Here is a 26,899-nt window from a genome sequence, read left to right as displayed (position 1 = left end):
GATCAGCCCCGTCAGCCTGCCCGCGTCGCCAGGTACTTCGCGATCGAGACGTCCATGCTGCTCGTGATGTCGCGCGCCCAGCTCTCGTACTCGGCCTTCGAGAGGCGGAGCTCCGTCCGAACGATCGTCGCCACGCGCCCGCTCAGGGAGTTCGTGGCGTCCTTGATCCAGCGAGCCGCCGTCGAACGGTGCACGTTGTAGAGGCTCGCGAGGTCGTCGATGGTGAAGCCCTCGGCGAAGGCTTGACGGAGAATCCGACGCTCGCGCGTAGGCAGCTCGGACGCCGCCAGAGCGAACGCCTTCGACATCAGCGCGCGATGCTCGGCACGACCGACCGAGAGCTCCGGGCTCGCCTGCGTGACGAGCAAGCCTTCGAGGATCCGGTCCTCCACGGAGGCTTCGGGTTTCTCGGCCTGCAGGCGATTCAGGATGATGCGCGAGGTGACCACCTTGAGCCATGCGCCGAGCTCGGAGCGCCCCGAAAACTCGGCGATCTTCGCCGGCTTGTCCTCGGTGCGAACGAAGAGGCGCTGCGCGAGCTCGGCCCAGAGCTCGGGCTCCGAGGGGGCGCGTCCACGAAATCGGAGTCGAACGCTCTCGACGGTCGACGAATACCGGTGTTCGAACGCCGCAATCGCTCGCGCATCGCCGCGCGAACACGCGCATGCGAGGTACAAATCCGTAATGATCACGAGCGGATTTCGACCTTGTGCCGGAGCCTCGTCGCTCTCGCCTGGCGCGTTGTGGCGCAAGAGATACGCTCGGAACTCCGCCTCCGACACCTCGACGCCCGGAAACTGCGACCTTGCGTGATCCCACGCGAGCGTCACGTCCTGAATACTGGCCCAGTCCGTCATGAATCGCGCCGACCAGTCTGTCATGCCCGGCGCATCTGTCACGCAAGACGCTTCGGACCCGTCGAAGAGCCCGACCTCAGAGACTTTTTCCTGCCCGACCGACGGGATTCTCGCGCAGTACATCGAGCAGACCCTCTCGGCAGAACAATACGAAGAGCTCCGTCGCCACCTCGACACGTGCGATGCCTGCGACCTGATGCTGACGATGCTCGCCGGCGAGAACCGCGTGGGCACGTCGATCGAAGCGTCGTCGGGTCTCGAGACGAGCCTCGATCGCTTCGTGAGGCGGACGCATCTCGCGCAGCAGTTCCGAGAAGGCTCTTCGGTCGGCCGCTTCCGCGTTCTGCGCCAGGTCGGCCAGGGTGCCATGGGCATCGTCTACGCGGCATACGACCCACAGCTCGATCGCAACGTCGCTCTCAAGGTCCTTCTGGACGACGGAACCGAAGAACCAACCGATTCGGATCCGACCGGCGGACGCCTGCTTCGCGAGGCTCGCTCGATGGCGCGCCTCACCCACCCCAACATCGTGACGCTCTTCGAGGTCGGCGTCGCCAGTGGCCGCGTCTTCCTGGCCATGCAGCTCGTCGAGGGGTCGACGCTCGCCGATTGGCTCCTCACGAGTCCCCCGGCCGATCGCGTTCTCGCGCTCTTCGTCGACGTCGCACGCGCGCTCGACGCGGCCCATCGCTCGGGCGTCGTTCATCGCGATCTCAAGCCTCACAACATCCTCGTGTCGGCGAGTGGGGAGGCCAAGGTCACCGACTTCGGGCTCGCCGACACGTCGGTGGCGAGCAACGTGAGTCCGACGCGTGACAGCGTGCGCGGCCTCATGACGTCCACGCTCCATCGAACGCGTGGCCTCGTCGGAACCCCGGCCTACATGGCGCCCGAAGTGTTGACCGGAAAGCGGGCCGACGCGCTTTCCGACCAATTCTCCTTCGCCGTGTGTCTCCACGAGGCGCTCACCGGAAAGCGTCCCTACGACGCTTCGACCATCGACGAGCTCCTGGAGATCGTCGAGCAGGGCGAGCCGGCAGTCGACGCCTCGCTCGACAGAGCCATCGCCACACCGCTGCATCGCGCGCTCTCGAAGCTGCCGGGGAAGCGCTTCGCCTCGATGGCCGCCCTCGCCGAGGCCTTGTCGATCTCCCTCGATCGACGAAGCGTGCTCGCGACGCCGCCTTCGTCGCGCGCTGCACGACGTCGTTCGCGGGCGTGGCCGATCGGCGCGACCCTCGTGGCCATCAGTACCATCGTCACCGTGGGGCTCGTGGCGCGCGCGCGCATGGCGACGACGACCTCGACCATGCCGCCGCCCGCTGTCGCCGCCGCCATCACCACCACGGCGCTCGTCGCCCCCGTCACCTCCCAAGGGCCGGTCGTGAATGCAGGCGCGACGTCCATCGCATCGCCCGAGCCGACGTCGTCGCAAGACGCACCGAAACCGACGCGATCGCCATCGACACGGCGAGCGCCGAAGACCGTAACGGCTGCGGCCAATCCGGCGCCCGCGGCTCCCACGACGCAGACTACGACCGCGGCCCCCGCACCTACCACCGTGGCCACATCCGCGTCGGCGACCGAGGATTGGCTACGCAGCCGCCACTGACACGCCATCGTTCGAGGGCCGAACACGGGCTGTCGATTTTGCGCGACAAGCCAACTTTCGACATGTCGAAGCAGCGAAAGGAACCCCATGTCCCTCCGCTACAGCGACCTCCATCTCCAGATCCTCGTCCGCGGGCTTCTGGACCCTGGAGAGCATTTGACGGGTCATGCCATCGCCGTTCGCAATCCCTGGTACGGGCTCGGCTTCCTCTCGAAGCAGTACCTGCTCGTTTCGACCGACCGCCGATTGCTCGTCCTCGAGCACGAGCGTTCGTTCCTCTACACGACGTTCGTGCTCTCCAAAGTCGAGTCCTACCTGTGGGCCAACGTCGAGGAGCTGCAACTGCGAGGGCTCTTGGCCAAGAGGGTCCGCCTCGTGGCACGCACGGCAAACGCGGTCCACAAGCTCGTCATGCACGTTCCGGCGTGGTTCGCCGCCGTTCGTGACAATGGCCGCAGCGTGCGCGCCGTCGTCGCCACGTTCCAAGCGCAGCGTGCGCTCGCCCCCGGCTCGTCACCGAATCGGGCCCTTCCGGCGACGAGCTTCAGCATGTAGTTCGCCCGTCGCTCATCGCCCCGGTTGAGGACAATTCGGCCTCCGACCTGCGGCCTGGGCCTGTTCATAGAGCTTCAAGGCCTGAGGCATGCGCGCGTTCAGGTCGTCGATGCGTCCTTCGTTCGAGGGATGCGTCGAGAGAAACGTGGGGGGCTCCTTTCCGCCCGACGCCTTGCTCATGTTCTCCCAGAGCTTCACGGAGGCTCGCGGATCGAAGCCGGCTTTCGCCATCGAGTCGAGGCCGATGAGGTCGGCTTCCGTCTCCTGCCCTCGCCCATAGGGCATCAGCACGCCGTACTGGACGCCGGCGCCGAGAAGGCCAAGGAGCTGCTGATTCGCAGCGCCGGAGCCACCGAGGAGCGCCGAGGTCAGTTGAACACCGGCCTGCGAAGCAAGGGCGGCAGAGACGCGCGCTTTGCTGTGGTTGGCCGTGACGTGAGCGACCTCGTGCGCGAGCACGGTCGCCAGTTGATCTTGATCCTCGGCGACCTTGAGTAGACCGGTATAGACGCCGATCCTCCCGCCCGGCAACGCGAACGCATTCACCTGCGGACTCTCGAACACGCGGACGTCCCACTTCTGGCCCGGCGCGACTTCGTCGGCGATCGCCGCAGCAACGCACCGAACGTACGCAGTCACCGCGGCATCCTTCGTCTCGGGCGTCTCCGCTTTCGCCTCGGCGAACGCCTGCTCACCGAGCGCGTTCATGTCCGCGTCGGAGACGAGATTCAACTGAGGCGTTCCCAGCGGCGAGTGGGCGCACGCCGCCGTCGCCAGAACGAGCGCGGCCGCCCGAGCGGCAGGTATCTCATGGGTACCGAGCGGAGCAACTCGCGGACCCAAGGCGAGCGCGAGCACCGAATTCACCGCTGGTTCATCGTCGAGCCTCGAGCCGCCGCACGAAGGCTGGCTCGAGCGTCGTGGTCACGGGGCCGACATCGTCACGTTCCGCCCCTTCGAGTGCATTCTGCATGCACATCGAGTTGCACGTGGCGAGAAAAACCAAGTGGCAGGTCGAAGGACGCGAGCAGATCCCTCGGGACGCTCGCGTCCGCTCGTTTCAGCCGACGATTTCGTAGTCTTCGATGACGGGGTTCGCGAGCATCTCGTCGGCCATCTTGGCGAGACGCGCCTTGAGGTCCGGACCGGCGAGGCCGTCTTCGACGTCCATCTCGATGAGCTTGCCGACGCGCACAGAGCGCACACCTTCGAAACCGAGCTTGCCGAGCGCGCGACGGACCGCGTCGCCCTGCGGATCGAGAACCTCGGACTTCAAGCGGACGAGCACCGTGACCTTCATCGTCGTGGAACCTTTCAGGAGAGGCCCAGGTTCTTGGCGATACGCGGAAGCGGATCGTCGACGTTCGGTTGGAACGTCTCTCCCGTCACGCGTTCGTACGCTTCGATGTAGCGCTTGGCGGCGCCCACTCGAACCTCGGGCGGAAGAGGTGCGGGTTCGCCGTCACCTCGGTAGCCGAGCGCCGTGTAGTAGCGACGTACGAAGTCCTTGTCGAGCGGCTCCGGATCGAGCCCAGCCGTGAAGCGCTCGTCGTACGTGTTCGCCATCCAGTAACGCGACGAGTCCGGCGTGTGGATCTCGTCGATGAGGACGATCTCGCCCGACGCCGTCTTGCCGAGCTCGTACTTCGTGTCGACGAGGATGAGCCCGCGTTCGGCGCAGAGCTTCTGGCCAACGGCGAAGAGCTTCATCACCATCTCGGCGGCACGGTCGAAGTCGTCCGCCGTGATCTCGCCACGCGCCAGGATCTCTTCGCGCGACGCACTAATGTCGTGCTCGCCGAGGGGCGCCTTCGTGGCCGGCGTGAGGATCGCACGCTCGAGCTTCTGGTTCTTCACCAGGCCTTCGGGGAGCGCATGACCGCAGAAGGTGCGCTTCCCCTCCTGGTAGTGCGTCCACATACTCGTGGACGTCGAGCCGGTAATGTAGGCGCGCACGACCATCTCGACGGGGAGCGGCTTGCACTCCACGCACTCGAGGACGTTCGGGTCGGGCGTGCCGATGTAGTGGCTCTTCGCGACGTCTTTCGTCTTCTCGAACCACCATGCCGCGAGCTGGTTCAGAACCTGCCCCTTGAACGGAATGGTGCCGAGGATCCGATCGAATGCGCTGATTCGGTCGGTCACGACGATGAAGCGGCGGTCACCGCGGCTGTAGTTGTCTCGAACCTTGCCTTCGTACTTCGTGCCGAGACCCTCGAAGCTCGTGCGTTCGAGGGTCTGACCGAGTTGGGCCTTCAGCAGTTCGTCGTCCACCATCGCGATGACCGCCCTTCTAGCCGAAGGGCCTGCCGAGATCGACAGGCACCCGCGTTGTGCTTCGGCGTTTTGCTTCGGCGTTCTGAGTCGCAGAGCGTGCGACTACTTGATGAGCCGAACGTCGACGCGGCGATCCTTGCGCCAGCCTTCCTCGTCCTTGCCCGTCGCCTCGAGCTCACCCTTCGAGGTCTCGCGCATCTTGTCGGCAGGCACGCCGAGCTGTGCGAGGAAGCTGTGGACCTGGCGCGCACGCTTGGCGCCGAGCGTCATGTTGTATTCGGTCTCGCCACGCGGGTCCGCACGGCCGACGAGCTCCACGCTGCGGCCCTTGAGCGGACCGGTGGTGAGGCACTTCGCAATCGCCTCGAGGACGTTCTTCTCACCCTGCGTGAGCGCCTCGGAGTCGTAGTCGAACTTCGGCGCTTCCTCGATGTTCTCGAACTTGAGGTTGCACGCCTTGACGATGTCGTCGTCGACGTTGACCGCCATGTTCTTCGGCGTCGCGGTGGTCGCCTGCGTGTCCGTTGCTGCAGGCGCCGGGTCGGACGCCGGCGTCTGCGGGGGTTTGTCGTTGCCTCCACACGCGGCGCTGGCGAGGGCCACGAGAACGAACGGGACGGCAAGAGTCAGCTTCTTCATCTTCTTCTCCATGAGACGATTTCAACGCCAGACGAACCTGGTCGAACGTGGTGAACCTCGTGATCTGATCGAAACCGGTTCGACCCGATCGACGCGCGACGTGCGCGAACGATCAGGCGAGACGATCGCGAGGTACTGCCGTCAGAACCAAGAGGAACCAAGACGACAACGCAGAACCCTTGGAAGCCCTTACATAATCCCTCAGCCGCGGGCGTCAATGCAGGCAATCTGCACAAATCGAAAGCGCGGCCTCGAACGGGACACGACACGCGCTACGACACGCGTGAGAGAAGACGCAGGCGCCCAAGATCGTTGGCGATGTGCAACGCGTTCGAGGTGCAACACCTACTGGAGAACGCGCATTCCATATTGTTCGAGCGTGCCTGTAGACACGAACGATCCATCCGGGAATCGGCAAAGGCTGTCCTCGCTGCCCACGGAGTTGCGTACCGTCACGAGTCCGTTGCCGAGCTTCTGGCAGACCTTTACGCCCGCGCTCGTCCGACCGTCGAGCGATCGACGCGGGATTTCGGCGGGCATTCCGTTGCGAAGGTAGCGAATCGCATCGCATGCGAGCGTGCCGTCGGCGTTGTTCCGGCACGGCGTGCTCAATCGGACGTTCTCGCGGGTGTAGTAGAGCAGCGGGACTTGTTGTCCCTCTTCCGAGGTCCAAACCTCGTTGAGGAACGGACTCGACTCGAGCGCGGCAAGCGGTCCCGTGCCATTCCCAGGCGGGGCCTTCGCTTGCGCATCACGCTGCTCGCCTTCCTTCGAGTTGCATGCAGCAAGCGTGCTTGTAAGCACCACGATCGAAGACAAAGCTCCGAACAGCACGACGAGATCACGAAAAGCCGCGCGGGTGTTCATTCACCCGTCATACCGGAAAATCACGTGCGAGGGATCACGATGGAGAACGTCGTCCCTCGTTCGGCATTGCTCTCCACGTCGATCGAACCACCGTGTGCTCGTGCAATGGCGCGCACGATGTAGAGACCGAGACCGAGACCGACGGAGTGCGAGAGATCGAGTCGACGAAACGGCTCGAAGAGCGTGGGGACCACGTCCGACGGAATGGAAGGCCCCGCGTTGTTCACCTGGAGACGCACGTCGTCCGAGGTGCCGAGCAAGCGCACGGTGACGGGCGCGTCGGCAGGCGAGTGCACGATGGCGTTGCCCACGAGATTGGAGAGCGCCTGCGCGATTCGATCGACGTCCCAGTGACCCACGAGATTGCCTTCGCGAATCACGCGGATCGTTCTCCGCGGGTGCGCGGCTTCGATCTCGGCGATGACCTCGTTGCAGACGATGCCGAGGTCGGCAGGCTTTCGTTCGATCGGAATGCCGCCTCGTCGCGAGCGCGTCCAGTCGAGCAGCTGCTCGATGATGCGCGCCATACGGTGCGTGCTCGACACCATTCGACGAACGATGCGCTCGTTCTCGTCAGAGAGCGCTTTGCGATGAAGCAAGAGCTCGGCACCCGAGGAAATCGCGCTGAGCGGGTTGCGCAGGTCGTGACCGAGGATGGCGATGAAGCGATCGACGAGCTCCATCTCCTCACGCAGCTGTTTTCTCTGCGTGTAATCGGTGGTGATGTCCGTGGTGATCACCACGGCGCCGGCCACGCGCTCGCGCGTTCGGATCGGAGCGGCCGACGCCTTGATGATGCAGTCTTCGCCGTTGTCGACGCGCCGAGCGATGGCCTCGGCCGTCACCGTTTCGCCGACGAGCGCGCTGAGGAGGCGCAAATCCTGGTTTCGGAGCGGCCTGCCCGTCTCCGTGTCTCTCAGCTTCAGACGCGTCGTGAGGTTGTGGAGGTTCGCGTTGATCTCCTCGATCGAGCCGATGCCCAACATCTCGAGTCCGCGACGGTTCGCGCGCGTAACGCCATCGAGCGTGAGGACGAACAGGCCGTCGGGAATGCTCTCGAGAATCGCCCCCAGCTCTGCGGCGCGGTACTCGAGCTCGTCCATTCGGCGCTTCTGTTCGCTGAGATCTCGAATGACGGTGGCGTAGCCGACCAGCGCGCCCTCGAGATCGCGCACGGGTCGCATGACCACGTCGGCCCAGAAGCGCACGCCGTCCTTGCGAACGCGCCACCCCCAGGACTCGTGATGCCCGAGATCCGCAGCGTCTTTCAGCGCGCGATCGGGCTCGCCCATGAGGACGTCTTCCGACTCGTAGAGGATCGAGACGTGTTTCCCGACGAGCTCTTCGGCCGTGTATCCGGTGATGCGCGAGGATGCCTCGCTCCACGTCAGGATGGAGCCGTTCGAGTCGAGCATGATGACGCCGTCGTGGATGCTGTCGACGAGCGCTCGATGTCGATGTTCGCTGCCAGCGAGCGCCGCGGTCGCGCGCCTCTGGAGCTCGATGGCCGTGGCGACGGCCGCCTCGTCGATGCGCTGGAAGATGACCTTGTACTCCTCCGACGTCGGCGACACGCCTTCGCGATGCAACAGCTCCACGAGCGCCAAGCGGAAATGCGTCCATTCGCGGAGCACCTCGTCCGCCGTAGAGAAATCGTGCAGTCGCGGCCTTGTGCGACGCGTGTACGATTCTGCCTCGCGCTCTTCGAAAGCATCCTTGCGCTTGGCGGCCGAGTGCGGCCCTCGCTCGAGCCGCTCCGCCAGCTCGTCGATGAGGATCGGGAGATGTCCGTTGAGCATGGGCTCGACGAGTTGAGCTGCTCGCCGAACCTCACGATCGTCGGAGACGCGCTTCGACCAGTCGGCGAGGAGCTCGCTCTGCAACCGCCGCAACGTCGCTGCGACCGATCGGTTTTGGTCTGGTTGACGGCTGCCCATTCACGCCCCCGGGGGGCGTTTTTCAGCAACCGAGGTGCCATGGAACGGTGTCAGCTGACGGGCGCGCCAGCCGATCGCCGATGATTCAAGGCTCGCCTCCAGCGCCTCAGGAGCGCGGCTTTTCAGCGGCGAGGCGCGTTCACGAAGAACGTGGTGCAGCCCGAGACGCCGACGACGTTGCCGCTGATCGAGCCCGAAGGCCCGACGGTGCCGACGAGGTCGACCATCACGTAGCCATCGACCTTGTCGATCCAGCGATCGCCTTTGAGTCGTAAGGTGCGCGTATTCGCATCGAACGTCCCACGCATGGAATAGCTGCCCTCGGCGGGCGCAGCCGTGGGACTACCTTCGAAGTCGAACTCGAAGATCACATCGACGCGATCGCCTTCGATGTCGTCGATGACGAGAACGAGCTGCGTGCGACCTTGCGCGCACCAATAGTGACCGACATAGCGATCGCCGCGCACGAGGATGGAGTTGGTGGACGCATCGCGATGCGCCCCACGCGTCCCATTATCGAGCGCCGAAGGAGCGTCCTCCGCCGCCGATGCATCGGCCGCGAGCATCGGCGCTTCGACGACCTTGGCCGATCCTCCGCATGCCGCGAGGACCGCACTGAAAGCCAACGAACAGAAGGCCCCCCGCAGGGCCCAACGCACGTTAGTTGACCGCTTCACCTTGGATCGAGACGTGCCCGGTCGTGTCAGATGCTCCGTCCGACGCAGCCTCTTCGGCGAGAACGCGTTCGACTTCCGCGTCCATCTCGCGACGAACCATCTTCCACCACATCACGAGGTCGCCGCGAAGCGACCAGAGCGGATGCTTGAAGGTCGCCGGCTTGTTGCCCTCGATGAAGAAGTGGCTGATCCAGGCGGGGCCGTAGCCAACGATCGGTGCGAGCGCGAGCAGCGAGCGCTTGCGCGTGAGGATCGCTCCTGCGACGCAAGCCATGGCTCCGGTCGTGCCGATGAAGTGCAGCACGCGCGTCGACTTCTTGCGGTGCTCCTTCACGTAGAAAGGCCAGAACTCTTCGAACGTGCGGAACTCTTGGTCGGCCATGACGCGGGCAAACGTACCAGGTGACGGCCAAGTGGCAACCCTGCGGCGTCACTTGGCCATCATCCCGAGCTGCTCGCCGCATCACGCCGCGTCACTCGCCCGGCGCGAGCACGATGGGATACGTGACCGTGGCGATGCCGCCTTCCGGCGCCGGGAAAGAAAGGTTCTGGAAGCTCCGCACGATGCAGCTCACGACGTTCTGATCCGGAAGATCCGAACCCGAGTCCTGCGATTGCGACACGGAGCCGTCCCTGGCGATGACGAACGACGTCGAGACGCGTCCGCTGAGGCTCGGGTTCTGACGGAGACCGGCCTCGTAGCACAGGCGGAAGCGCCCGAAGTTCTGGCGCACGATGCGTTGGATGACCTCCGGCGGGAGGCGGCCATTCGTGGAGACCGTGGGGTTCCGCATGACCGGCGCCTTCGCGACGTGACCGCCGCCGCCGGGCGCGTGACCGTTGCCGATGCCGTCCTTGTCGCTGCGGCCGATGCCCCACTTTCCCGGGCCACCGCCGCCACCGCCGACCGTGCCGACGTGGTCGAGACCGATTCCCTCGCCGCTCCCGCCGCCACCCTCACCTGTTCCGGTGAGGCCGAGTCCTCCCATGCCCATCGCGTCGTCGATGCCCGCTCCGAACATTTTGCCGAGCGCGGATTTCTCGTCTGAGCCCTTGTACTGGTCCTGACCCCACGGGCTCGTCGGCGCGTTCGGGTCACGCACCGCGGCGCCGGCGAGGAGGCCCGCCATGCCGAACTCCTTCGCGAGAGCGAGCTCCTCGCGACGCGACACGGCCGACTCGTTGTCCTTCCCTTTGAAGCCCATGTGACCGTTCGTGGTGACCGGCTTCGTCGTGCCCGCCGCGCCGCTCTCGCCTTTGTGGGCCTGGCCCGTGCTGCCGCCGCCGCTCGGCTCTTCGCTCGCCCCGGTCATCTCTTTCATCTGCTCGGGCTCGCGCTCGGCGGATGCCGTGAGGAGCTTCTGCATCATGAGGAGCTGATCGCGATCGATGCCTTCGGCGTCGTCGGTGCCCATCTTCGGCATGAACATCGCCAGCGACGCCACGATGGCGGCGTGACCGAGGAACGAGAGGCCCACGAAGCCCGTCGCCCCCGTCGCGAGCGCCGCGAGGAATCCGATCGGCAGCACCTTTCCGGCGCGCACCGTGACCACCTCGACCGTGATCGGGTCCGTCGTGCTTCCGAGCTCGAGAACGACGGTCATCCCCGCGCCGAGCGCGATCTCGTGCGCGCCATCGAGCTCCGTCGAGTTGCCCAGCATGCCGCGCGCGATCAGGTCGACGATCGACTCGGCTCCGGCGCCCTTACGGGAGACAGTGCCGCGCGCATCGCGCGGGACGATCACGCTCACGAGCTCGCCGCGCGAGAAAACGAGCGGCGCGCGCTCGGCTCCAAGGAGCTCCTCCGGCAGCGCGAGCTCGGAGCCCGAGCCGACCCAGAAGCTCTTTCCCTTGTCGAGATGTGAGACGGCGAGGATCTGGCTGCCCCAGCGCACGGTCACTTCGACGGCGTCGAGATGGGCGGACTCCACCTCCTCGGCCGCAACGGGCGGACCGTTCTGCACCAGGGCGAACGTGGGCTCACCGGTGTCGACCGCGACGGCGACCGCCTCGCGCGCCTGCGGCATGAAGGGGTTCACGAGGTCGAACGAGGGTGCAAAAGCGTGGGTGGTCATGGCTCTCGACGTGGGTGGACAAAGGGCATCCCACGCGAACGCGGAACACCTCGGTTCTTGGGCAGCCCGCGTGCGAAACACGTGACGCGAAGTCGTCACGGACACGCCGTTTGCCAGTGTAAAACGATACCTACTGCCTGTTTTTCCAGGCCTTGGCGTCGTCTCGTAGGGAAAGACAGAGCCCGCTCGAAAAGGTTCCGCGAGATCGTTCGGAGCCCCAAGAGATGCACACGAGACCGGTGCTGCTCGACGGATTTGCTACTTCCATCGACCGATGCGGCGGCTCAAAGCGGGACAAGAGGAGCACGGCCTCGCATCCAGCAACCTGCGCAGCTCGCCCAGCGCGCGGGGGCACGCCTACATGCCGCACGCGTCGTACGCGCACGAGTCCCTCGAGCTTTCGAGCCGGCGCGTCGAGTCGAGTCCCGAGAGCAGCTTCGAGGAACAGCTGCTCCGTCGTGATCGTTCGGAAGTCATCCCGCGCGCGCACGTGGGTGACGACGACATCACCCCGTTCGTCCTCCACGATACGGACCTCGTCGACGACCTCGAAGATCTCGTCGCGTTCGACAGCCTCGACTACGACACCGACACCGACACCGACGCCGAATACGACCCCGACCTCACGCGCCAAACGTCGCTCGAGGCTCTGGCCCGCACGACCGCCGCGTCCGGCGCGAGTGACGACCGTGACGGTGGTGACGGTGGTGACAACACCGTGGCCACGTCTCCGACGACGATCGGCGATCCGCGCGTCACCGCGATGCGCGAGCTCTATCTGCGAGGCGACACCGAAAACGCCCTGTCACTCGCCGAAGAGATCTCGTCGATGATCCCCCCGGCGATGGCCGCGCAGACGACGCGCGTGCCCGAGGGCGACGACGACGTCGCCAGCGAGGCGAGCTTCGGGATCCTCCCCGAGAGCATCCGCCCGCGCACTCCCCCCCGCTGAATCAGGGGATCACGCGATCAGGGGCGCCGCACGTCAGCGACGTCGACGTTGCCGTAGACGTAGGTGACGTCGCGCCCGAACGTGCCGCGAACGTCCAGACCGCGCACGCGGAGGTGGCGGACGTCGCCCAGGCGAAGAACATCCGGGGTGGTGCGGCCGATTTCGGCCGAGGCCACGATGCTCTTGCTGGTGCCGTCACGGGCGATGGCGATCGAGCAGGTGACGGGCGCCACCGTGTTGCAGCCGACGATGAGAAGCAGCTCCTCGTTGGGAACCGGCACCCATCGATAGGCGCGAGTGATGTGGTTGGCCGCCGTTCCGATCGCCTCGCGGAGCGTGGGCTCCCAGGCGTCGTGCAGCTCGTCGAGATGACCGATCTGCTCGATGACCGGCTGGCCCTTGAGCGTGAGATCGACCTTCGCTTCGTTCTTCGCGCCCGCGCAGCACCGCAGCCCCATCGTGGGCGACTTCTTGGTGGTGGCGCGACCGATGGCGTTCGAGCAGCGGCCGACGAGCTCGCCGGCAACCGCGTTACCGCCGCGGAGCACGCCGAGCGAGCTGTCCTTGTTTCCACGCGCCCAGGCGCTGTCGGTCCACTCCCAGACGCCACCGTGCATGTCGGAGACGCCGAACGAGCTCTTGCACTGCGCGTGCTCGCCCGTGGGCCGTCGCGCCGCCTCTTCCGCGGTGACGCCGGTCCCACACGCCGCCGCGCGATAGGCATCGCCGTATTCGTAAGCGCCGTTGCCCTCGCCTTTGCACGCACGCTCCCACTCGAGCTCCGTGCAGAGGCGCTTGCCCTTGGTCGCGCAGAGAGCCGCGGCTTCGTCACGCGTGACGTTCGACGTGGGGATGGCGCCCGGCTCGTTCGGCCAGGGCAACGTATCGATGTAGAATCCACCCATCTCGAGCGGCACGCCGGGAAGCTCCTCGTCCGGCACGCGCGGAATGCGCTCGACGGGCGTACCCGCGCGCAGCGTTCCCGCTGGGATCCACACCATGCCCGGGCGCGGCACGCCTCCGGCATCCATCGAGGAACGAGGCGGGAGAATCACGCCCGCGCCCGCTCCCGCGTCCGTTGCGGGCGCCGGCGTGCGCTTGCAGGCGACGACGAGAAGAGAAACCACGCCGAACAGGGCCGGCGTCATCGAGCGAAACGACAGCGTCACGTCGACTACTCGTTCTTCTCGCCTACGCCCTCGCGCAGTCCGAGCTCTTTCATCTTCAGCTGCAGACCCTTGCGCGAGATCTTGAGCAGGCGGGCCGCGTGCGTGACGTTGCCGTTCGTCTGCTTGAGGGCGCGACTCACGAGGTCGCGCTCGAGGCGGCTCATGGCCACCTTCACGTGCTCCTTCAAACCACCTTCCGCGGGCAGATCGTTCATGTCGATCTGGGCGGCATCCGGCGGGGGAAGCATCGATCCGCTCACACCGCGCAACTCGACCGGCAAGTCTTCGACGCGAAGCTTCTGGGCGTCGCAGAAAAGAACGGCGCGCTCCATCACGTTTTCGAGCTCGCGGATGTTGCCCGGCCAGCCGTACGCCGAAAGCAGGTCGAGCGCCTCGGGTTCGACGCCCGCCACGTGCTTCTTCAGGCGGTCGTTGAACTTGGTGAGGAAGTGATCGACGAGCAGCGGAATGTCGGTGGCGCGCTCGCGGAGCGCAGGCAGACGGATGGAGACGACGTTCAGACGATAGAAGAGATCTTCGCGGAACGCGCTCTGCGCGATGAGCTTCTTGAGATCGCGGTTCGTCGCGGCGACGAGGCGAACGTCGACGCGAATCGTCTTGATGCCGCCGACGCGCTCGAACTCGCTCTCCTGCAGTGCGCGAAGGAGCTTCACCTGCATCTCGACGGGGATCTCGCCGATCTCGTCGAGGAAGAGCGTGCCGCCGTTGGCGAGCTCGAAGCGCCCAGGCTTGCTCGACACCGCGCCGGTGAACGCGCCACGCTCGTAGCCGAAGAGCTCGCTCTCGATGAGCTCCTTCGGAATCGCGGCGCAATTGACCTTGATGAAGGGCTTGCCGCGACGCGACGAGTGGTCGTGCAGCGCGCGTGCGACGAGCTCTTTGCCCGTGCCGCTCTCGCCGGTGATGAGCACGGTGGTCGGGCTGTCCGCCACGCGCTCGAGAACGGCGTAGAGATCGGTGAGGCCCGGCGACTGACCGATGATTCCGAAACGCGCCCCCGGCACGTCTTTCGGTGCGCTCGTCGCTTCTTCCTCGGCGAGCTGACGCGTCTTGAGCGCCTTCGAAACGATCTGACGGACTTCGTCTTTGTCGAACGGCTTGGTGAGGTAGTCGAAGGCTCCCAGCTTCAGCGCCTCCACCGCGGTGTCGACCGTGCCGTGCGCCGTGATCATGATGATCGGCAGCTCGGGCGCCTCGCGGAGCGCTTCACGGAGGAGGGTCATCCCGTCGACCTTCGGCATCTTGAGGTCGGTCACGACCAGGTCGATGTGGTGCTCCCGAAGAACCGCCAGACCCTGCTCACCGTCTTCCGCGAGGAGAACGTCGTAGCCGTCGCGCGAGAGCTGAGCGGCAAGGATCTTCCGCAGGTTCGGCTCGTCGTCGACGATGAGGACCTGTTTCTTTTCAGGGAGCATCGCGATGCGAGCTTAGCAAAGCCGCGGGAAGACCGGCAGGCTTGTCGGGCGCCCAGCCCGACAACACCCGAGCGCCGGGCGCGTCAGGGCGCGAGCGGCGCGGGGAGGATGTAGCCGTCGAAATTCTCGCGCGGCGGCGGGGTTTCCGCCTCGAGCGCCGGGAAATTCGTCTGGTCGTAGCGTACGAGCTTGTCCGGCCCGTGCGTTCCGACCACGAAGAGCCAGCGCTCGCGATCCGGGTAGTTCGCGCGCAGCTCCTGCATCAAGCCTGGGTGGAAGCGCGCAAAGACGACGGGGCCGGTGTGGTCGGGACGGTTCTGGCCGAGCGCCCCGAGCGCCCGGATGTTGTTGAGCCAAGGCACGTCGTGAAGGAAGGTCGTCAGCGTATGACGACCGTGGAGGTCCTCGTCTTCGAACGCCACGAGGACGAGGCCCGGCGGGCCGTTCCAGCGCTCGACGAGATGCGCGAACCGGGCATCCGTTCCCCAATACCCCTGCCCGACCTCTCGGGCGGCCGCTCGCGTGAGGATCACGTCATAGCCGAGGTAGAAAACGACACCGATCACGAAGACGAGCTTCGAGCGCCGCGCAAGGTCACACGCTCCGAGGGCCGCGAGCAACACGAGGGCGGGCAGTGCCACCTGGTAGAAGCGCGCGCCGTAACACGTGCCGGCGTACCAGTAGAGCCCGTAAAGAGCGAGCGTCACCGGTACGAGCGCGAAGACCACGAGCCTCGGCAGCCGCTCGTCTCGCTTGCCCACGAAGACGAGAGCGAGAATGGCGAAGAGGAAGACGAGCGGACCGCCGCCGGCCAGATAGAACCACGCGGTGAGGTTGTCGCCGGTGTTGCTGAACGCGTTCCCGATCGAGTGCTTGCCGTCCGGGAGTCCGACCTCGCATCCGTGCGTCGGGCCGAAGCCAAGGTCGTTGCAGCCGGGACCGTAGCGGAACAGCGGCACGTCCACCGGCGGCCCGTGCTCGTCGAAGAACGCGCTCTGAGGAAAGCGGAGCGCGTTGCCCGTGAGGCTGTGATTGTAGGCCAGGAGCAGCGCCACGAGGACGAACGCCGGCACGACGACCTCGACGACCTCACGAACGGGTCGCGCCCCACGACGCACCGCGATCGCGACGAGCGCCAGGAACATCAGGCCGAGAGCCACGGCGCAGAGAGGTCGGCTCGTCGCGACCGCGCCTAGCGCAAAACCCGCCGCCGGCATGCGAGCACGACGCCAGAGCCCCGCGACGAAGGAATCGTCTTCCCCGGACTCGCGGATCGCGAGGTCGAGGCCTGCGAGCAGAACGAGCGACGCGCAGAACGCGACGAGCGTATGGGACATGTACGTCCCGGCGAGGAGCAGAGCTTGCGGGCTCGAGCCGTAGAGAAGCGCGCTGACGAGCGCGATCGGCACGTTCGAAGTGCGTGCATCGGCGAGCCGTGACGAGGCCCTTGCGACGACGAACGTGGTTGCACCGTGCAGGAGCGGATTCACCCACGCGCCGAGCCCGACGACGAGCCCCATGGCGAGCACCGCCGGCCATCCGGGCGGAAAGATGCTGAAGAAGCGCGTGCGGTCCTCGACGAACCACATCCCGAAGGACGCACGAGGCAGGTGCACGGGCGCCGAGAGGTGGCCCGTGGCGAACGTCTTCGCCTGCAACGTGTAGGCGATCTCGTCCATGACGTGCGGGACGTCTTCGAGCGCGTAGTGGCCGATGGCGCGGGCGATCACGACCGAAAGGACGACGACCACCGCCACCGCGACGCGCTCGGTCTTCGGTTCGAGCAGGCGGGACGAGGTCATCGCGGAGCGCACGTGATCGGGGGACGGAGCTCGCCCGGATACGCCACCCCGTCTTTGCGATGTTCGGCCTCGATCTTCGCGCGCGACAGCGGAAGCAGCACGTCGAGGCCGGCCTTGGGGCCGCCGCCCGGGAACCAAACGGGGTCGTCGTCGTCCGCGGTGCAGAGTGGCCGAGACGATGCTTCGTCGACGAGAAGCGGCATGGCCACGGCCATGGGAAGTCCGAAGTAGTCCACAGGCGGATGAGAGGTGGGGAAGTCCTCGGACGCGCAGCCCGCCGGCGTCTTGCGACGGTAGACGTCGTACCCGCTCACGCGCACTTCGAAACAGTAGTTGGCGTGAAGCCAGGTGGCCGCCGCTCCGTACGCGCGCATCGGACGCGCTAGGAGAACGCTGCCGGCGTCGACCACGATCTCGGGTTTCTCACGATCGAGATCGCCGAGCAGTGCCTCGAGCGAGCCCGGCACGACGCGCGAGGCTTCGTGAGGATAGGCGTCGAAGAACCACGGAACGAACCCCGTCACGTACGTCTCGAAGACGTAGCGCCCGGCGGGACGGCGATGGGCGTACGGATAGATCCAGGGGGAAAAACCCCAGACGAAGAGCTTCGCGTCGGGTGACGTGGTCGCCTCCACGAACCGCGCGACGCGCCGGACCGTCGGCCCATGCGTGACGAGACCGTCGATCTTCTCGTACGCATATGCCGAGAAACCCGCGGCGACGACGGTCACCGCAGCGAGGAGAGCGGTCGCGAAGCGAACTGCGGCGGCGTTGCGAATACGCACGTGCCGGTCGATCCATGCGGCCACGACGAGGGCCAGCAGCGGAAGCACCGGCAGGTAGTAGTGCGGGAAGAAGCGGTACATTGACGAGGCCGCGATCGTCCCGACGAGGACGTGCGCGCCGAGGTACTGCAGGACGCCGAACCCTCGGAAGAAAGGCCAGATCGAGCGCGAGGAGACGGCGCGCCGCCAGCGGCGGGCGACGAAGGCGACATGCGCGGCGAGGACCGCACCGACGACCATCACGAACGCCGTCAGCTTCTTGAGCCAGTCGGCCAAGGGCTCGAGCGACGCGCGCGAGAGCAGGGCGTCGGACGGGCGAAGGTGGACCGAGAGGTTGTACGTGAAGCAATAGTAGACGAGCGAACGCAGCGTTCCGATGCCCAGCGCGTGAAGCACGAAGACGGCGAGGGGTGCGATCACTCCCGCCACGAAGACGAGGAGATCTTTCCAGGGAATCTTGCGGACCGTCTTCCGCGAAGCGTCGGCGAACAGGTAGAGAACGACCGGCGCGGGCTGCATGAGCGCCGACTGCTTGACGGCGATCGCCGCTCCGAAGGCGAGACCGCTCGTCGCGAGCAGCAGGCCCCGCCGCTTACGCGAACGAGTGGCGAACACCGCCAGTGTCGCGCCGACGACGAAAAGTGGTGCCTGGATGGTCTCGCCATGCAGCGCGAGCCCATCAATCGGCGGCAGGCCGACGACGAGCATGTACGTCATCGCGACGGCGGCAAGGCTTCCCGTTCGACGAGAGAAGAGCCGGCAGCCAGCCCACGCCACGGCGCCTACCTGAGCGAACGAGAAGGCGAGCGCCCAGAGACGCAAGCCGGCCACGTTGTCCCAACCCGTCACCCGCGCGACGAGCTCGAACACGTAGTACATGAGCGGGCCGCGCTGGCTGATGGCGCCCTCGTACAGGCGGAAGCCCTCCGTCAGGCGCTGGGCGAGCGAGATGGCGTAGGACTCGTCGACGTTGGCAAACGTCTTGTAGCCAATCAGCGTGGCGTGGGCGGCCACGAGCGCCACGGCTGAGCCGCCGAGGGCGAGCGCCAGCAGACGACGCTCTCGGGCATCATGGCCCTTCCGCCTAGCGCGACCGGTATACTCCACGCCGCTCTGCGCGCCCTCGGCACGAGACGACCCCGTCGTCCGGAATTCTCGCGCATCGTGCATTTGGGGCGAAAGTGCTCTAGCCGAGTGGTTCCGAGCGGGCAAGCCCATGGGGTGCTTGGCGGTAGGACAAGGCACGTGTAGATCCCTCGCGTGATCGACGCTCCCAAGAGCGCTGTACGTCGCTGGATGGCCGCGGCCTTCCGGGCACGGCTCTTCATTCTGCTCGCCGTGACGTACGCGTACTTCTACGAGGGCGGCGACCCGAACCAAGCGACGCGCATGTTCCTGACGCGGTCGCTCGTCGAACGGCACGAGCCCGACATCACGCCGTACCACCGGTTCACCATCGACAAGAGCGAGTTCGACGGGAAATTCTGGTGCGACAAGGCTCCGGCCGTCTCGATGCTCGCGACCATTCCTTACGCGACGATGAACGTGGTCGACCGCACGCTCGGGTTCGATCGGGACTCGCGAGTGATGCAGCGCATTCGGCTGCACATGATCGTGCTCGTGATCTCGGCGGCGTCCGGCGTCATCGCCAGCATCTTCGTACGCCGCAGCCTCCGGCTCTTCGGAGCCACGCCACGACTCGCCGACCTGCTGACCGCCGGCTACGCGCTCGGCACGCTCGCTTTTCCTTTTTCGACGGTCCTCTTCGGTCACCAGACGGCGGCTGCGATGCTCGCGGCCTCCTTCTACTTCGTCGTGAAGACGCGGCAGGCCACCCTGGACGGCGAAGCCTCCGAGGAGAACGGCCCCGCACGCCTGGCTCTGCTCGGCGCGCTCTGGGGTCTCGTGATGACCACCGAGTACCCGACGGGCCTGCTGGTCGCCTGCCAGGGCCTCTACCTGCTCTCGGCGGATCGGCGTGTGCGGCCGGTGGTGCGCGTGCTCGCCTGGTCGGCCGCCGGCGCCTTCGCCCCGCTCGTCATCCATTCCGCGTTCCTCTGGTGGGCATTCGGTAGTCCGTTCTCCCTGCCGTACTCGCACATGGCCGAGCCCATCTTCCTCGCGCACGTGAGCACCGGCGTCCTCGGGATCAACCTGCCGTCGCTCGTGGGTCTGTTCGGCAGCTTCCTCAGCCGCTACCGCGGGATCTTCTTCTTCTGCCCCTTCTTGATCTGCACGCTCGTCGGCCTCCGCTCGTGGATCGCCTCGGGCGAGCGCCGGGCCGAGCTCGCACTCTGCGCGGCGCAGATCTTCGCCTACGTCTTCTTTTGCGCGGGTTACTACGCGTGGGACGGCGGAGGCAGCACAGGACCGCGCCACCTCGTCCCTGCGCTTCCGTTCTTCGTCATCCCCATCGTCTGGTTCGCGCGTTCGAAGGCCGGCCTGCGATGGACGCTCCTCTCGCTCGTGCCAAGCGTGATCATCATGCTCGCTTGTACGGCGACCCGCATCGAGCTCCCCGAGGGGGATCCGTGGCGGGCCAACCCGCTCTACGAAATCATCTTCGCGACGCTCGCTCGCGGCGAGATCGCCGTCAACCGCGCCGACATCTACTCGTTGGATCCGCGTGGTGACGCTAGCTACAACCTCGGCTCCCTCATGGGTCTGACCTCCGTGTGCTCCCTCCTTCCGCTCCTCGCGATCTGGCTCGCGGCCTACGTGCCCTCCGGCTTCGTCGCTTGGCGTCGCACGAGGAGCGCATGAAACGCCTCCTCAAGGCGGCGCAGGCCGTTCTCGGATCGCTCGCCGTCTTCATCGCCGTCTACGTCGCTTACGCGCACATCGCGTCGATCGCCGTCGCCAAGCGATACACGGGTGACGCGGTGGTCGAGCGCTTCGGTTCGGCGAGCGATCTCACGCAGCGCTACGAGATCCGAAAAGAGGGTGCGCTCGCGTACACCGTCTCGGGAGGCAAGCTGCACGTCACGGGCACGACGAGCATGGAGGCCGGAAAGCCCGCGCGCCTCGAGCTCGTGGGCCCCGTTCGCAGCCTCGAAGAGAGCCGCTCCACGATGCGCTTCCGCGTGCTCACGCCGGGCGCCTACGACGTGATGGTCGGCTTCGAGACCGAGCATTCGGGCAAGGGTGCGCGCGCCATCTCCTACGGGCTCCACGCAGGCCCGAAGGCGTCCGCGTTCGGCTGGAAGGGCGACCCGCTCACGTCGCTCGTGGGTGCGCGGGTAACCCAGGACCTCCCCGACACCCTCGAGACCGTTCGTGACGTCCCCCTCGCCTCGCTCCGCGGCGCGGAGGGCTCCGACGATGGTTGGCACGAGGTGGGCGTTCAGTTCAGCAACTCGCTGCACCAGGCCTTCGCCACCATCGACGGGATCCCCTCGGGCTCCGTTCGCTCGGAATGGATCGCCGGCCTGCCCGTACGACTCGTCTTCGGCGTCGTCGCGCGCGACCCCGGTCAGACGGTCGACGTCGAGATCGAAGAGGTCGTGAGCGAGCCGGTCCTCCCGGACCCTCAAGCCCTCGACTTCGAGGACCACTTCAACGGAAAGGTCATCGACCCTCGGCGCTGGCACGTTCAAAAGGGTGACGAGTTCTGGATGACGAGCTCGGCCCTCTCGTCGCCCAAGGGACTCACGCTCGAAGGGCGCGCGCTGCACGTCGAAACGAGCCACGCGGCCATCGTGCTCCACACGCCGCCGTTCCCGCTCGGCTCCGTCCACGTCCGCGCACGTGTTCAGGTCATCGGCTTCGAGCACTCCGGCTTCTTCGCAGGGATCACCACCGTCCTTGGCGGCGGCCATCTACGCGTGTTCGACGGCGGGTTCGTCGACGCGATCAGTCCTGAGGGCAAGCACGAGCTCCATCGCTTTGCCGCCGGATCGTGGAAGCACGACGGCCAGATCGCCTTCATCCCTCACGGACGCATCGACGGCGACGAGGCGATCATCGAGGTCGATTACGATGCGAAGACCCGCAAGGGTCGCATTCGCGTGAACGGCGACGAGATCGTCTCGGAGACGCCGGATATCCAGCCGCGCCAGGAAGTCCGCGTTCGCTTCGGTATCAACCACAACGAAGCGAACTCGGAGTTCAAAGTCATCGTCAAAGAGCTCCGCCTGCGAGCCCTCCAGGACTGAGTGCGGGGCGGCGCGTACCGCCCCGTGAGGACTAGAGCGACAGGTCGTACAGCTTGACCATGTCGTCGAACGTCACCGGGCGCGGGTTGAGGCGATGGCAGGCGTCTTCCATCGCCTTGTCGGCGAGCTTCGTGAGATCTGCTTTCGTGACGCCTTCGGTGCCGAGGCCGCTCGGCAAACCGATCTTGTCGCGCAGCGTGCGAAGCGCGTTGGCGAGGCTGGTGGCCTGAACGTCGACGATACGGCGGATGCGCTCGACGCGATCCGGCACGACGGCGTTGTTGAAGTCGACGACGGCCGGCAAGCAGAGCGCGTTCGCGAGGCCGTGGTGCATACCCTTCTCGCTCGAGAGCGGGTGCGCGAGCGAATGGCAAGCGCCGAGGCCCTTCTGGAACGCGACAGCACCCATCATGGCCGCCTTCATCATCGCGCCGCGAGCGACGAGGTCGGCCCCCGCCTCGACGGCACGCGGAAGGTGCTTGGCCACGAGCTCGATCCCCATGAGCGCGATGCCATCGGCCATCGGGTGATCACCCATTGCCAGGTATGCCTCGATGCAGTGCGTGAGCGCGTCGAAGCCGGTCGCCGCCGTCACACGCGGGGGCATCGAGACGGTGAGCTCCGGATCGAGGATCGCCGCTTTCGCCATCAAGTACGGGCTGAAGATGACCGTCTTGCGCTTGGTGGCTTCGAGCGTGACGACGCCCGATCGGCCGACCTCGCTGCCCGTGCCCGCCGTGGTGGGGATGGTGATGATCGGCGGAACGTTGGTGGTGATGAAGCGATCGCCGCCGGTGGCATCGTCGTAGTCGACGAGAGGGCGATCGTGGTGAACCTTGAGCGCGATGAGCTTGCCGGCGTCGAGCGGAGAGCCGCCGCCGAGCGAGACGATGACGTCGGCGTCGTGGGAGCGGAACGCCTCGACGCCTTCTTCCACGTTCTTCTCGACGGGGTTCGGGTCGACGCGGTCGAAGACCATCGTCGCGACGCCCGCGCCTTCGAGCACCTTGCGAACCTTGTCGGCGATGCCCGCCTTCACGACGCCCGCGTCGCAAACGACGAGCGCGCGCTTGCCCGAGACGCGGTGGACGTGATCCACGAGCGTCGAGAGGCTGCCGTTACCGAAGACGACCGTGGTGGGAAAGCTCCAGGTGACGTGGCTCATGGGATGTCCGAGCGTAGCAAACGAAAAAAGTCGTTGGATAGCGGGATAGCGGGGGCGATCGAGGCGCTCAGATCGACTCGAAGTAGCGGCGGAGTTCCCAGTCCGTCACGAAGCGCTCGTGCTGCCGCACTTCCCAGTCGCGGGTTCGCACGTAGTGATCGACGAACGCCTCGCCGAGGATCTTGTGAGCGCGCTCGCTCTTGGCCAGCAGCGCCGTGGCATCTTTTAGTGTGCGAGGAAGCGGGGCGAGGTCGGTCCGGGACGACGCATCGCCGGAGGCGGGCGCCGGCGGCTCGAGCTTCTCGTCGATACCGTAGAGGCCCGCCGCCAGGCACGTGGCCATCGCGATGTACGGATTGATGTCGGCCGCCGTCTGTCGGTACTCGAGCCGCGTCGACGACGGACCGCCGGGAATCGCGCGAATCGCGCACGTACGGTTCTCGATGCCCCATGACGCGGTGAGCGGCGCCCACACGCCGGGCACGTAGCGCTTGTAGCTGTTGATGGTCGGCGAATAGAGCGCGGTCAGCTCGGGCATGAGCGCCACCTGACCCGCCAAGTACTGCCGACCGATGGTGGAGAGCTTCGCGTCCGCCTTGTCGTCGAAGAACACGTTGCGCGGGGCTGCGCCGGGCCGCGCCGAGCTCCAGAGCGATTGATGGATGTGACCGCTCGACCCCGGCAGGTCGTGGTTGAACTTCGCCATGAAGGTCACCGCAAGACCGTGACGCGCCGCGAGGCTCTTCATCTCCGTCTTGAAGAGAGCCGCCTTGTCGGCCGCGCGAAGAGCCTCGTCGTAGCGAAGGGCAACTTCGTAGACGCCCGGCCCCGTCTCCGTGTGCAGGCCTTCGATCGCGCAATCGAACGCCTGCATCTCGTCCAGGATGGCATGGCAGAAGGCTTGGTTTTGCTCCTCGCGAAGCCACGAGTAGCCGAACATGCCGGGGCTCAGCGGCGTGAGCTTGCGGAAGTCCTTTTCCTGGAGCGACTGCGGCGTCTCCTTGAAGACCCAGAACTCGAACTCGGCCGAGAACGTCGGTTGATAACCGCGCGTCGCGGCGTCGGAGATCATTCGGCGGAGGAGCGAACGCGGACACGCCGGGTGCGCGGTTCCGTCCTTGTTCACGAAGTCGACGAGGAACGCAGCGGTATCGCGTTCGGCCGGCAAAACGCGGAACGTCGAGAGATCGATCGTGGCGTGCGCGTCGGGGTAGCCGGTCGACCAGCCGGTGACCTTGGCGTTGTCGTAGAGAACGTCGGCGACGTCCCAACCGAAAATGACGTCGCAAAAGCCGAATCCGCTTTCGACGGCGCTCCAGAACTTGTCGAGCGACACGTACTTGCCACGAAGCACGCCATCGACGTCGAAGCCCCCGACCTTCACCTTGCGAATCTTGTGTTCCTCGAACAGGACCTTGATCGCGGCGACGTCCATTCATTCAAGCTACCAAAAGAATGCGGAGTGCAAGCGAACCCGAACCTGGCGGCTCACGCGAACGATTGACGTGAGTCTTTTGCTCTCATGTCACGCTGCGTCGTGCGACGGAATGTCTCGATCCGCGCACTTACGTGCGGTCTCGTTCGAGGCGTTCAATGAGCGTCTCAAAAGCTGGTCTGCTTTGCCGCGCGCCGGCGCGCGTGACAGAAGAACGCTCGGAGGGGGAGCGACCTGCAACCGACCCGAAGACTCGAAGCGAAAGAGCCCCATGCATCGAGCCACTCTCACCTTGTGCAGTGCCCTCGCCATGTTCGCGCTTCTTTCGACGGGCTGTACGGCGTCGACGGACGATGACGAAGCGGACGTCACCGGCAATACCGACGACGCCCTCACCGGCTCCTTCGTAGCGCGCGGAACGGGGTACTACCCCGACCCGTCTGCGCTCGAGGGCGGTTACAACGATCGCAAAGGCAAGCCGCTGACGACGCTGCAACAGTTCTTGGCCGGCGATGCCGACTACGTGGCGGTCGCGATGGACTCTACGGCCTTCAAGTACGGCCAGCGGCTCCGCATCAGGGAGCTCGAGTCGAAGTACGGCCGATCGATCGTGTTTCGTGTGGTCGACACGGGCGGCGCCTTCCGAGGCAAAGGCCGCACGCGCATCGACATCTGCACGAAGAACCAGCAGGCATCGCTCGACCCCACCATCAACGGCTTGCTGCACATCGACGCGCTCGCCGACTGACCGCGGCTCGGGGCCCGAAAGCGCTCAGGGTCCGAGATCGCTCACGTCGATCGCGCCCTTGTTGGTGACGATGCGACGGACGAGTGTGGTCGCCGTCGCGTCGTCGGGCGCGAAGGGCCTCAGATCGTCGAGGGCGTGGGAGAGGACGTCTCGCTCACCACAAGCCGCCACGCCCAGCGCGCGCTCGCGAAGGAGCACCGCCGTCGCGCCGGCGAGCTCCGGGTCGCGCTTCGTGACCGAAACGCGCACGAGGCGCTCCTTGCTCGGTCCGAAGTCGTCGAGGCCTCGGCGGCGGTCGGCAGCGGCACGCGGTTCGGATTCGAATCGCGAGAGCAGACCGAGCGGAACGAAGTGGCGTGCGAGCTTGCGATCCCAGCGCGCGCCGAACGACGCGAGAAGCGGTCGGGCCGCCGAGACCTGCGCGAGCGAGAGCTCTTCGGGCATCATTCCGAGCGCCAGATCGCGATAGAGCGGCGCGAGCTTCGGCTCCTCGGAGAGCGCGCGATCGGCACGGCGTGAGCGAACGTCGAACGACGGGACGACAAGGAGGTCCGACCGCATCTGTCCGGTCGCTCGCGCAGCCGCGACACGCCGCAACGTGTCGGGCTCCGACACCAGTACGACGGCCGCCGGAGGTGCGGGGCCCCAAACGGCTTCGTTCCACGCAGCCTCACCTCGGAACGCGCGCGCTTCACGGCGCGCCGAAGCTTCGTCCGCCGCACGCGCTGGAAGAACGAGCACGAGAACGACCGCCATCGCCGCGCTCGCCTGCGCGAAGGGCACGCGCGCCCGGGCAATGCGATGAACGACCGTTGCCAGAGCGACGCCGGCGAGCACGTGCACCGCAACGATCGCCGAGAGAATCGGGGCCACGACGTGCGACGGCCCTGCTGGCGCACGAAGCAAAAACGCGAGAAGGCCGGTCACGACCACGCCGAGCAGCGACGCGAGCAGCGAACGCGTGCGTGGGTTCAGCGCGGTGAGAACGCCCCCTGCCACCGCAGCGACGAGAAGCACGGTACCGATCTCCGCGCCGACGAAGCTCGGTAGCGATGCGTTGGGAAGCGCTCCCTCTCCGAGCGGGAAGGCGAACGGCTTCACGACGAGCCCCATGTCGGGATCGCGAAGCGAAAAGAGGACGCCGAGACCGAGCGGAATCAGGCCGAGGGCGAAGGCGATGCCGGCACGCACGGCGAGGTCCTGGTCTGGACGTCGCTGGCGAGCGAGCTCGACGAACGAAGGCGCCAGTGCCCCCAGCGCCGCCACGAACACGAGCGGCTCGTAGCTTGCGGCGAGCCCGAGGACGAGCGCCATCACCGGAATGCGTGCATCTTGCACAAGCTGACGCACGGGCATCGCGCCCAGCGCCAGCACGGCCATGATCAAGAAGGCTCCCGTCACCGCTCCGCCCGGCGCCGACGCCTCGACCTGCCAGGCCGGTGCAAGCACGGCAGCCAAGGCCGTCGCCAGCGCAACCGACGAACCGAGCTTGGGAGAGAGCGTGTTCGGCAGAACGGCGAACACCAGCGCACGCGCCACGGCAAACGCCAGCGTCCCCGCGAAACCTGCGATCACGGCACTCGCCAGCCCCGCCCGCAGCGCGTGGGTTCCGATCGGGAGGAGCATGAACGGTGCCGCGACGATCGCATCGAGGACGCGGAAAATTCCCGTCCACCCCAGACCGACGACGCGAACGACCCCCGCGTCGTGCGAAGCGGAAGCGACGGTGGCGACGCCTGCAGCCGCGCTCAAGGCAG

The 26,899-nt window shown here is 66.3% G+C and carries 23 protein-coding genes; 6 read left to right on the top strand and 17 right to left on the bottom strand.

Annotation, left to right across the window (positions count from 1 at the left end):
• Positions 1 to 11: 11 nt before the first annotated feature.
• Complete coding sequence (locus tag AKJ09_RS16420; protein ID WP_169927584.1) at positions 12 to 881, bottom strand: ECF-type sigma factor; 870 nt, start codon at positions 879 to 881, stop codon at positions 12 to 14.
• Here AKJ09_RS16420 and AKJ09_RS16415 point away from each other — a divergent pair.
• Both AKJ09_RS16415 and AKJ09_RS16410 read left to right on the top strand, forming a co-directional pair.
• A complete protein-coding gene (locus AKJ09_RS16415) occupies positions 880 to 2,469 on the top strand; it encodes a serine/threonine-protein kinase (RefSeq protein WP_169927583.1) in 1,590 nt (529 codons plus the stop codon). The two genes, AKJ09_RS16420 and AKJ09_RS16415, sit on opposite strands and share 2 nt — an antisense overlap.
• Before the next feature lie 87 nt (positions 2,470 to 2,556).
• A complete protein-coding gene (locus tag AKJ09_RS16410) occupies positions 2,557 to 3,024 on the top strand; it encodes a hypothetical protein (RefSeq protein WP_146648146.1) in 468 nt (155 codons plus the stop codon).
• A gap of 12 nt (positions 3,025 to 3,036) precedes the next feature.
• Here the strand turns inward: AKJ09_RS16410 and AKJ09_RS16405 are convergent, their stop codons facing one another.
• From AKJ09_RS16405 to AKJ09_RS16365, 9 genes are all read right to left on the bottom strand, one after another.
• Entirely contained in the window at positions 3,037 to 3,891 is an 855-nt protein-coding gene (locus AKJ09_RS16405) for a M48 family metallopeptidase (RefSeq protein WP_205633722.1), read from the bottom strand.
• A 193-nt stretch (positions 3,892 to 4,084) separates the two neighbouring features.
• Entirely contained in the window at positions 4,085 to 4,324 is a 240-nt protein-coding gene (gene purS, locus AKJ09_RS16400) for a phosphoribosylformylglycinamidine synthase subunit PurS (RefSeq protein WP_146648145.1), read from the bottom strand.
• Between the two features lie 14 nt (positions 4,325 to 4,338).
• Complete coding sequence (locus tag AKJ09_RS16395; protein ID WP_146648144.1) at positions 4,339 to 5,301, bottom strand: phosphoribosylaminoimidazolesuccinocarboxamide synthase; 963 nt, start codon at positions 5,299 to 5,301, stop codon at positions 4,339 to 4,341.
• Between the two features lie 102 nt (positions 5,302 to 5,403).
• The gene (locus tag AKJ09_RS16390) at positions 5,404 to 5,952 is read right to left on the bottom strand and encodes an OmpA family protein (protein ID WP_146648143.1); all 549 of its coding nucleotides are present in this window, start codon (positions 5,950 to 5,952) and stop codon (positions 5,404 to 5,406) included.
• Positions 5,953 to 6,285: 333 nt separating this feature from the next.
• A complete protein-coding gene (locus AKJ09_RS16385) occupies positions 6,286 to 6,807 on the bottom strand; it encodes a hypothetical protein (protein ID WP_146648142.1) in 522 nt (173 codons plus the stop codon).
• A gap of 20 nt (positions 6,808 to 6,827) precedes the next feature.
• Complete coding sequence (locus tag AKJ09_RS16380; RefSeq protein ID WP_169927581.1) at positions 6,828 to 8,690, bottom strand: sensor histidine kinase; 1,863 nt, start codon at positions 8,688 to 8,690, stop codon at positions 6,828 to 6,830.
• Positions 8,691 to 8,866: 176 nt separating this feature from the next.
• On the bottom strand, positions 8,867 to 9,370 hold the full coding sequence (locus tag AKJ09_RS16375) for a hypothetical protein (protein ID WP_146648140.1): 504 nt from the start codon (positions 9,368 to 9,370) through the stop codon (positions 8,867 to 8,869).
• Between the two features lie 34 nt (positions 9,371 to 9,404).
• Complete coding sequence (locus AKJ09_RS16370; RefSeq protein WP_146648139.1) at positions 9,405 to 9,803, bottom strand: Mpo1-like protein; 399 nt, start codon at positions 9,801 to 9,803, stop codon at positions 9,405 to 9,407.
• Positions 9,804 to 9,894: 91 nt separating this feature from the next.
• Positions 9,895 to 11,496 (bottom strand): AgmX/PglI C-terminal domain-containing protein, encoded by a 1,602-nt coding sequence (locus tag AKJ09_RS16365; protein ID WP_146648138.1) that lies wholly within the window; start codon positions 11,494 to 11,496, stop codon positions 9,895 to 9,897.
• 274 nt (positions 11,497 to 11,770) lie between these two features.
• On the opposite strand from AKJ09_RS16365, the gene AKJ09_RS16360 reads away from it, so the two are divergent.
• A complete protein-coding gene (locus AKJ09_RS16360) occupies positions 11,771 to 12,448 on the top strand; it encodes a hypothetical protein (protein WP_146648137.1) in 678 nt (225 codons plus the stop codon).
• 17 nt (positions 12,449 to 12,465) lie between these two features.
• Here AKJ09_RS16360 and AKJ09_RS16355 read toward each other — a convergent pair whose 3' ends face one another.
• The 4 genes from AKJ09_RS16355 to AKJ09_RS16340 form a co-directional block, all read right to left on the bottom strand.
• A complete protein-coding gene (locus tag AKJ09_RS16355; protein WP_146648136.1) occupies positions 12,466 to 13,617 on the bottom strand; it encodes a formylglycine-generating enzyme family protein in 1,152 nt (383 codons plus the stop codon).
• Between the two features lie 5 nt (positions 13,618 to 13,622).
• Complete coding sequence (locus tag AKJ09_RS16350) at positions 13,623 to 15,053, bottom strand: sigma-54-dependent transcriptional regulator (RefSeq protein WP_146648135.1); 1,431 nt, start codon at positions 15,051 to 15,053, stop codon at positions 13,623 to 13,625.
• A gap of 83 nt (positions 15,054 to 15,136) precedes the next feature.
• The gene (locus tag AKJ09_RS16345; RefSeq protein WP_146648134.1) at positions 15,137 to 16,855 is read right to left on the bottom strand and encodes a hypothetical protein; all 1,719 of its coding nucleotides are present in this window, start codon (positions 16,853 to 16,855) and stop codon (positions 15,137 to 15,139) included.
• Positions 16,852 to 18,663 carry a glycosyltransferase family 39 protein gene (locus tag AKJ09_RS16340; RefSeq protein ID WP_169927580.1) on the bottom strand — a complete coding sequence of 604 codons (1,812 nt, stop codon included), beginning with the start codon at positions 18,661 to 18,663 and terminating at the stop codon, positions 16,852 to 16,854. Before AKJ09_RS16340 ends, AKJ09_RS16345 begins: the two co-directional genes overlap by 4 nt.
• A 237-nt stretch (positions 18,664 to 18,900) precedes the next feature.
• Between AKJ09_RS16340 and AKJ09_RS16335 the strand changes: the two genes are divergently transcribed.
• Together AKJ09_RS16335 and AKJ09_RS16330 are read left to right on the top strand one after the other, a co-directional pair.
• Entirely contained in the window at positions 18,901 to 20,403 is a 1,503-nt protein-coding gene (locus tag AKJ09_RS16335; RefSeq protein ID WP_146648132.1) for a hypothetical protein, read from the top strand.
• A complete protein-coding gene (locus AKJ09_RS16330; RefSeq protein ID WP_146648131.1) occupies positions 20,400 to 21,794 on the top strand; it encodes a hypothetical protein in 1,395 nt (464 codons plus the stop codon). Before AKJ09_RS16335 ends, AKJ09_RS16330 begins: the two co-directional genes overlap by 4 nt.
• A gap of 31 nt (positions 21,795 to 21,825) precedes the next feature.
• Here the strand turns inward: AKJ09_RS16330 and AKJ09_RS16325 are convergent, their stop codons facing one another.
• Positions 21,826 to 22,959, bottom strand: coding sequence for an iron-containing alcohol dehydrogenase (locus AKJ09_RS16325; RefSeq protein WP_146648130.1), 1,134 nt, complete (start codon positions 22,957 to 22,959; stop codon positions 21,826 to 21,828).
• A 67-nt stretch (positions 22,960 to 23,026) separates the two neighbouring features.
• Entirely contained in the window at positions 23,027 to 24,394 is a 1,368-nt protein-coding gene (locus tag AKJ09_RS16320; RefSeq protein WP_146648129.1) for a glutamine synthetase family protein, read from the bottom strand.
• Between the two features lie 271 nt (positions 24,395 to 24,665).
• Between AKJ09_RS16320 and AKJ09_RS16315 the strand changes: the two genes are divergently transcribed.
• Positions 24,666 to 25,142 carry a hypothetical protein gene (locus AKJ09_RS16315; protein WP_146648128.1) on the top strand — a complete coding sequence of 159 codons (477 nt, stop codon included), beginning with the start codon at positions 24,666 to 24,668 and terminating at the stop codon, positions 25,140 to 25,142.
• 24 nt (positions 25,143 to 25,166) lie between these two features.
• On the opposite strand, the gene AKJ09_RS16310 is transcribed toward AKJ09_RS16315, so the two are convergent.
• A complete protein-coding gene (locus tag AKJ09_RS16310; RefSeq protein ID WP_146648127.1) occupies positions 25,167 to 26,894 on the bottom strand; it encodes a hypothetical protein in 1,728 nt (575 codons plus the stop codon).
• Between the last annotated feature and the right edge of the window lie 5 nt (positions 26,895 to 26,899).

Source organism: Labilithrix luteola, from assembly GCF_001263205.1.
GTDB lineage: Bacteria > Myxococcota_A > Polyangia > Polyangiales > Polyangiaceae > Labilithrix > Labilithrix luteola.
This window is presented reverse-complemented; position numbering and strand designations above follow the sequence as displayed.

What these genes read in the sequence shown, in the direction of transcription:
- AKJ09_RS16415 (WP_169927583.1), top strand. Translation starts at nt 880, where the DNA reads ATGCCCGGCGCATCTGTCACGCAAGACGCTTCGGACCCGTCGAAGAGC.
- AKJ09_RS16420 (WP_169927584.1), bottom strand. Translation starts at nt 881, where the DNA reads ATGACAGACTGGTCGGCGCGATTCATGACGGACTGGGCCAGTATTCAG.
- AKJ09_RS16410 (WP_146648146.1), top strand. Translation starts at nt 2,557, where the DNA reads ATGTCCCTCCGCTACAGCGACCTCCATCTCCAGATCCTCGTCCGCGGG.
- purS (WP_146648145.1), bottom strand. Translation starts at nt 4,324, where the DNA reads ATGAAGGTCACGGTGCTCGTCCGCTTGAAGTCCGAGGTTCTCGATCCG.
- AKJ09_RS16395 (WP_146648144.1), bottom strand. Translation starts at nt 5,301, where the DNA reads ATGGTGGACGACGAACTGCTGAAGGCCCAACTCGGTCAGACCCTCGAA.
- AKJ09_RS16390 (WP_146648143.1), bottom strand. Translation starts at nt 5,952, where the DNA reads ATGGAGAAGAAGATGAAGAAGCTGACTCTTGCCGTCCCGTTCGTTCTC.
- AKJ09_RS16385 (WP_146648142.1), bottom strand. Translation starts at nt 6,807, where the DNA reads ATGAACACCCGCGCGGCTTTTCGTGATCTCGTCGTGCTGTTCGGAGCT.
- AKJ09_RS16370 (WP_146648139.1), bottom strand. Translation starts at nt 9,803, where the DNA reads ATGGCCGACCAAGAGTTCCGCACGTTCGAAGAGTTCTGGCCTTTCTAC.
- AKJ09_RS16365 (WP_146648138.1), bottom strand. Translation starts at nt 11,496, where the DNA reads ATGACCACCCACGCTTTTGCACCCTCGTTCGACCTCGTGAACCCCTTC.
- AKJ09_RS16360 (WP_146648137.1), top strand. Translation starts at nt 11,771, where the DNA reads ATGCGGCGGCTCAAAGCGGGACAAGAGGAGCACGGCCTCGCATCCAGC.
- AKJ09_RS16350 (WP_146648135.1), bottom strand. Translation starts at nt 15,053, where the DNA reads ATGCTCCCTGAAAAGAAACAGGTCCTCATCGTCGACGACGAGCCGAAC.
- AKJ09_RS16345 (WP_146648134.1), bottom strand. Translation starts at nt 16,855, where the DNA reads ATGACCTCGTCCCGCCTGCTCGAACCGAAGACCGAGCGCGTCGCGGTG.
- AKJ09_RS16330 (WP_146648131.1), top strand. Translation starts at nt 20,400, where the DNA reads ATGAAACGCCTCCTCAAGGCGGCGCAGGCCGTTCTCGGATCGCTCGCC.
- AKJ09_RS16325 (WP_146648130.1), bottom strand. Translation starts at nt 22,959, where the DNA reads ATGAGCCACGTCACCTGGAGCTTTCCCACCACGGTCGTCTTCGGTAAC.
- AKJ09_RS16320 (WP_146648129.1), bottom strand. Translation starts at nt 24,394, where the DNA reads ATGGACGTCGCCGCGATCAAGGTCCTGTTCGAGGAACACAAGATTCGC.
- AKJ09_RS16315 (WP_146648128.1), top strand. Translation starts at nt 24,666, where the DNA reads ATGCATCGAGCCACTCTCACCTTGTGCAGTGCCCTCGCCATGTTCGCG.